5 protein-coding genes are annotated in these 6,270 nt (G+C 44.4%); all 5 read right to left on the bottom strand.

Features of this window, described 5'->3' with window-relative positions; all coding sequences use genetic code 11:
• Positions 1 to 133 precede the first annotated feature (133 nt).
• The 5 genes from L2764_RS25295 to iolD all read right to left on the bottom strand — a co-directional run bounded on the left by L2764_RS25295 (position 134) and on the right by iolD (position 6,044).
• Positions 134 to 961 carry a class II fructose-bisphosphate aldolase gene (locus tag L2764_RS25295; protein ID WP_248943136.1) on the bottom strand — a complete coding sequence of 276 codons (828 nt, stop codon included), beginning with the start codon at positions 959 to 961 and terminating at the stop codon, positions 134 to 136.
• 17 nt (positions 962 to 978) lie between these two features.
• On the bottom strand, positions 979 to 1,860 hold the full coding sequence (locus L2764_RS25300; protein ID WP_248943137.1) for a 5-deoxy-glucuronate isomerase: 882 nt from the start codon (positions 1,858 to 1,860) through the stop codon (positions 979 to 981).
• Positions 1,861 to 1,862: 2 nt separating this feature from the next.
• A complete protein-coding gene (iolC, locus tag L2764_RS25305) occupies positions 1,863 to 2,873 on the bottom strand; it encodes a 5-dehydro-2-deoxygluconokinase (RefSeq protein WP_248943138.1) in 1,011 nt (336 codons plus the stop codon).
• Positions 2,874 to 2,885: 12 nt separating this feature from the next.
• Positions 2,886 to 4,061, bottom strand: coding sequence for a Gfo/Idh/MocA family protein (locus L2764_RS25310; protein WP_248943139.1), 1,176 nt, complete (start codon positions 4,059 to 4,061; stop codon positions 2,886 to 2,888).
• A gap of 108 nt (positions 4,062 to 4,169) precedes the next feature.
• Entirely contained in the window at positions 4,170 to 6,044 is a 1,875-nt protein-coding gene (gene iolD / locus L2764_RS25315; protein ID WP_248943140.1) for a 3D-(3,5/4)-trihydroxycyclohexane-1,2-dione acylhydrolase (decyclizing), read from the bottom strand.
• Positions 6,045 to 6,270 lie beyond the last annotated feature (226 nt).

Consider the following 6,270-nt stretch of genomic DNA (forward strand, 5'->3'; position numbering starts at 1 on the left):
ATATTGGTTTTTCATTTGAGAACCTTGGCCGATTTTGTGAGAGATTGAAGCTTATAGGCAGCTAACCCTCTTTTCTATACCAAAGTGTGTCGGTTATTATGGCAATCTAAGGACTACTTAAACTGTTAATGTTCTATGATAATAATTCAAAGTTACGGATTGCTTCTTCCGTGACAAAAGGCATAGCTTTTTTCATAAAATAAATACGATCAAACTTGTGTGGTTCATTATTCATCTGCTCACGTAAGTTATGCCACAATGCCTGACGTAAACAGGTACCAATATTAAACTTAGCCACACGGCTCTTTTTCAGTTTCTTCATGTCTGCATCGCGGATCCCTGTAGCACCATGGATCACCAACGGCAGCGATACTTTTGTCGCGATCTGCTCTAATAAACCAAAGTCTATGATACAACTAGGCTCTGTCATACGATGAATATTACCGACAGAAACCGCCATGCAATCAGCACCACTCTCTCGAGCAAAACGTACCGCATCTGCCGGACGGGTATCGATGGTTTTAATATGATCTCGCCCCTCATTATAAGGCACCGAACCAATTTCACCTTCTACTGATGCACCTAATGCATGTGCCACATCAGCTACGACTCGGGTGCGGGCAATATTTTCAACTAACGGCAACTGAGAACCATCAAACATCACGGAACTAAAGCCCGCCTTCAATGCACGAAAAACAATCGCTTCATCGTAAGTGTGATCCAAATGTAAGCACACAGGTACGCTGCTATTATGTACCCCATTCAATAGCATCGCCGCGACCGTTTCAACGCCATAAAAATCCACCATGTCCTTATTACAGCTCAGAATGACTGGTTTATTCACCGTTTCTGCTGCTTCGACGACGGCTTTGGCATCCTCAAACCCAAATATACTAAAACACGGAACTGAATAAGCAGCAGCAGCAGCTTGCGGCAATAAATCATTTAAATTAACTAACATCGTATCCACACTCCTGATTACTTGAATTTGGCGATCATGTCTTTGATGCCAGGGATCGTTTCAACTTGATAGGCATGATGTGGGTCAAAATGCTGACTCAATGATTGGGAGGTTCTCCCCACTATAACGGTGAAGTAATACATCTCGTAACCTGGCGCTGCCACACTTGGATGATAGCCTTTATTGATCTTAATCACTGAGCCTGTTCGCACATGATAAACAGGGCCAAAATCATCTTCATGCTCATATAAAAATTGCGCACCAAAACCAATGTCTGGATAAAAACGGAACTGATACACTTCTTCAAATGCTGTTTCGTTATTACCATCATCTTTCACACGATCAACATCATGTTTATGTGGAGGAAAACCTGACCAACCGCCAGCCCCTACCGTAAATAGCTCACTGACGAGAAGACGACCACGTTTATCTGTATTAGATTGACCTAATATGTGTTTAATTTTACGGTGTGTTTTAGTGTCATCTGAGCCATATTGCACCATGTCGACATTCTCAGTGCGCACACAAAAAGGTTGAAGAGATGTATCAAAACGTCCACCAGCAATCATGATGTCCGCACGGTCGCTGAGGTTCTCAATCACCGCACTATAACCCAACGGGACATAGACCGATTCAGGATCCCCTTCCCATACGGAAGCGCGCTGCCCCACATTATCGAAGACCATGTTTTTATCAGCCTTATCAACATCATTTATCACCGTAATACGACACATTCCACCGGCTAATACGATAATAGATTCATACCCTTCAACGCGATGCTCATGTTGCTCATTTTTCTTTAAATACACTTGATTAAAGTAACACAGCGGTGTGACATCATCATTCACATCGACAATTGGCTGATTTTCATTATTAAACGGGGGAATATGTTTACCCATGGTCATTTTCTCCTCACTGCTAGATCTTGTTTATTAGCCTTAATAAAATCAAAAAGTTGCTTTTTTGTTGGCATCGCTTCGGTACAACTATTGCCACTGACATTAATTGCTGCAGCCGCAGAACCATGCTTTATACCCTCCTCTAATTCGCCGTCATTCACCAGTGTCCAAATTAATGCCCCCGCAAACGCGTCTCCTGAACCAAATGGTTTCTGTGCATCAACATGGTAAATACCTTGTTGAAACTTTTCACTCGCTTGGCAATATACTTTCGATCCCAGCTCACCTGCCTTGATCACTAAGATTTGGGTGTTCCCATGTAAAAAGAGCTTAGCTGTCATATCATCATCTTTATTACTGGGTGCTAGCACTGTTTCCATCATGTCAAATTCTTCACGATTACCGATCACTATGTCAGACAAGGCCGCTGCGATACCATAATAAATAGACGCATCCACATCAGTACGCCATGAATAAGGACGGTAATCGATATCCAGCACTACCACGGTATTGTTTCGGCGAGCGAACTCCATTGCCAGCAAACTTGCTTCACGGCTTGGACTGGTAGATAACGCGGTACCTGTCACGACCAATATTTTGGCACTCGCAATATATGCTTGGCTAACTTGTTCTGGTTTGATAGTCAAATCCGAGGCGTTGTTACGGTATATCAACACAGTACAATCCGTTGGCTTCATTTCCGTGAATGCCACAGATGTGCGTGAACCCGATGCATCCGTCATCAATCCATCAAGATTAATCCCTTGAGCTAACATATAACCTTTAACATAATCACCAAAAGCATCATCTGCCACACACCCAACAAAGCCACTTTTTCCACCTAATTTACTGACCGCCACAGCAATATTTGCAGCTGAACCGCCAACAAATTTGTTGAACCCTGAAATATCAGCCATATCCTTGTTTGATTCTCGAGCGTAGAGATCAACCCCTGCACGACCTAACACTATGACATCCAGTGAACGATTTTGCTGCAGTGCAATCTTCGACATAATGCTTTCCTGTTACTTATATTTCACCCACGCGGCATTTTTCTCGGCGGACTCGACGCATTTTTCACACAGACGAACGCCGTCAATACCCGCATCGATCCCAGGAAATATAAGGCTTGAGAGCACTTCTTGATTGTTACGATTTGCCGCATCAAATGCTAGCGCAAAACAGTGATAAATATTGGCCCATGACTCAAAGTAGCCTTCAGCATGACCACCGCCTATACGATCCGGCGAAACACCGACAGCATCTTGGTATAAATATCCCATACCACGCTCTAGTACTCGTGCTGGCTCCCCTTGCACTTCATAGCGCAGTTGATTCGGTTGCTCATCCCACCATTCAATAGATGCTTTCTCACCAACAATGCGGATTTTCTGTTGATGCATCGATCCTGCATTGACAGCTGATGCCCACAGCGTACCTACAGCACCGCCGGAGAATTCCATCATCACATGGGCATTATCTTCTAACGGTGTTCGCGATTTAATGAAGCTTTGCCGCATGCATGATAAACGTTCGACTTTTAGACCGGTTATGAATCCACACAAGTTAAATGGATGTGTCCCGCTATCACCCAGTACGTAAGTTGAGCCAGAGACTTCAGGGGTTACACGCCACTTAAGCGCAGGCTCGGTCAATTCGAGTTCTTCATTATGAAAACCGTGAGCGAACTGCATATTGACTATACGGACATCACCGATATCACCACGCTGTACCATTTCACGAGCCTGCTGCACCATAGGAAAACCGCTGTAACCATACATCACACCAATAACGCAATTATTTTTTTCCGCAATGAGTTTCAACTCTTGCGCCTCTTCGGTGGTGAAAGTAATCGGCTTTTCACACACTACATGCAACCTAGCTTCAAGTGCCGCTTTACAGATCTCATAATGAGTCGCATTGGGCGTCGCGATGGATACGGCTTGAATCCCTTCTTCATGTTGCGTTTCAGCAGCAAACATCTCTTTGTAGTCGGCATAACAGCGGTCACTATCGAGACCAAGATTGATACCGAAATCGCGACCACGACTCGCATTTAGGTCAAAAGCACCAGCCACTAACTTAAACAAACCATCACGTTGCGCTGCATTACGATGTGAATAACCAATCTGACTGTTACGGCCTCCCCCCACCATTCCCCAACGAATGGGCTGGTTAAAATGACATTCTTCATCAAACATAGCTCAACTCCTGAACAAACATAAAAACCGAATTAAATTCTTATTTTCAATAATATTTGAATACTAAACAGACATAATAAGTAAATAAAATGATGTTATAAAATGACACTACACACCTCGACGTTGTGCGGAGCGACCCGCTTCCCAGTCAGAGACTTTCTTTGCAGCTTCCTTGCTGTGTGTCACCTCGGGTAATCCCACTTCCCACCAGCAATCACATTGAGACCACGCCGCAGGTGATACTGGATCAATATCAACCACGATAACGTAAGTTCTGTCAGCCGCTTTGGCACGTGCAAAAGCGGCATCAAATTCAATGATGGACGTTAACTTCTCGCTGATAGCACCTTGAGCTTCAGCATGCTTCGCAAAATCGACACGAGCGACCTTCCCCTCTGGACGGCGACAATCTGCTAAGAGATTATTAAACGACTCATTGCCCGTATTTTGCTGTAATTTATTAATCACGGCAAAACCCCCATTATCACACACCACCACTATCATCTTGTGCCCAGTCAGTACGGATGAGTAAATATCAGAATTTTGCATTAAATAAGACCCATCCCCCACGAGCACAATCACCTCTTTGTTTGGATTAGCCATTTTAGCTCCCCAACCTCCAGCAATTTCATAACCCATGCATGAATAGCCAAAATCGATATCGAACTTCCCAATTTGGTAACTCTGCCAGTTCATCGCTAATTCCGCTGGAAGTCCTCCTGCTGCGGTCAACACCGTGTCGCCTTGTTCCATCAAATGGTTTAACTTACCGATCACTTCTGCATACGAAGACAGGCTCGGCAACAAACCCCCTGCTTGCGGGTGGGTACGACGATGCACGAGATCTTTCCAATCGTCAGATTCTTTTTTAGCTTTATCAGACCACAGCTTTGATGAACGCCAATCACCTAATAATACTGACAATTTAGCCATGCAGATTTTTGCATCTCCCAAAATAGGGAAGGATTGGTGCTTAATCGCATCAAATCTCCCCACATTAATACTAATAAGCTTCATGTCAGGGTGCTTAAATACGGTCCATGAGCCCGTGGTAAAGTCTTGAAGACGCGTACCTATAGCCAATATGACATCCGCTTCGTTCGCCATGTGGTTGGCCGAGTCAGAGCCTGTTACACCGATGGGACCCGCATTTAACGGGGTATCTTGTAGCATGGTGGCACGGCCAGCAATGGTCTCAACCACCGGAATATTGTGTTTAATTGCCATCTCAGCTAACTCGTCAGTTGCCAACGAATAATGCACGCCACCGCCAGAAATAATCAACGGCTTCTTGGCTTGTAACAAAAGCGACTTCGCTTCTTCAAGTGCCCATACCTCAGGCTCAGGGCGACGGATCCTGTGTATTTTATCGGTAAAAAATACTGTTGGAAAATAGTAGGCGACACCTTGAATATCTTGCGGTAAACCAAGAAATACAGGGCCACACATAGCAGGGTCAAGTAATACATCGAGCGCTTGTGGCAAAGTATGCATGAGTTGTGAAGGCGATATAATACGATCCCAATAGCGTGTCAGTGGTTTGAAAGCATCAATGGCGGTTATAGAGGGATCGTCGAAGTTGACTGGTTGTTGTAAAACAGGATCCGGTAAGCGACTCACATAAGCATCACCTGAAATCAATAACAAAGGCAAGCGATTAGTGTGGGCAACACCTGCTGCTGTCAGCATATTCGTCGCACCAGGTCCAATTGAACTGGTCGCAATACCGATACGTCGACGTTGATTAGCTTTGGCGTAAGCAATCGCAGCAATGGCCATCGATTGTTCATTTTGTCCTCGCCATGTCGGGATTTTATCAGAAATATTTTTCAATTGTTGACCAAAGCAAGTTACATTACCGTGACCAAATATGGCAAAAGCGGCCCCAAATAGCTGCTCTATCTTTCCATTAATTTCAATTTTCTGTGCTGCAAGATATTTAGCTAACGCTTCTGCGACCGTCAGATGTATAGTCTTGTTCATCTTCCGCCTCCAACCTTTGATACTTGAATAATAGCCTTTCAGTCCCCGCTGCAGCCTCGACTTTATTACAATCACAAAGCATTGGGGGTGAAAGAAACTTGAATTGACACCACGCAGTTAACTTACCTCCGGCAAAGCCGGAGGCTTATTTGGGTGACGCCCTAAAAGGGCTTAAGTCCGTGCCCAAGGCACTATCTACATTCCGAGTGTTAATTGATCCCGATGA

The sequence above is a fragment of the Shewanella surugensis genome (assembly GCF_023284005.1).
Lineage (GTDB): Bacteria > Pseudomonadota > Gammaproteobacteria > Enterobacterales > Shewanellaceae > Shewanella > Shewanella surugensis.

What these genes read in the sequence shown, in the direction of transcription:
- L2764_RS25295 (WP_248943136.1), bottom strand. Translation starts at nt 961, where the DNA reads ATGTTAGTTAATTTAAATGATTTATTGCCGCAAGCTGCTGCTGCTGCT.
- L2764_RS25300 (WP_248943137.1), bottom strand. Translation starts at nt 1,860, where the DNA reads ATGGGTAAACATATTCCCCCGTTTAATAATGAAAATCAGCCAATTGTC.
- iolC (WP_248943138.1), bottom strand. Translation starts at nt 2,873, where the DNA reads ATGTCGAAGATTGCACTGCAGCAAAATCGTTCACTGGATGTCATAGTG.
- L2764_RS25310 (WP_248943139.1), bottom strand. Translation starts at nt 4,061, where the DNA reads ATGTTTGATGAAGAATGTCATTTTAACCAGCCCATTCGTTGGGGAATG.
- iolD (WP_248943140.1), bottom strand. Translation starts at nt 6,044, where the DNA reads ATGAACAAGACTATACATCTGACGGTCGCAGAAGCGTTAGCTAAATAT.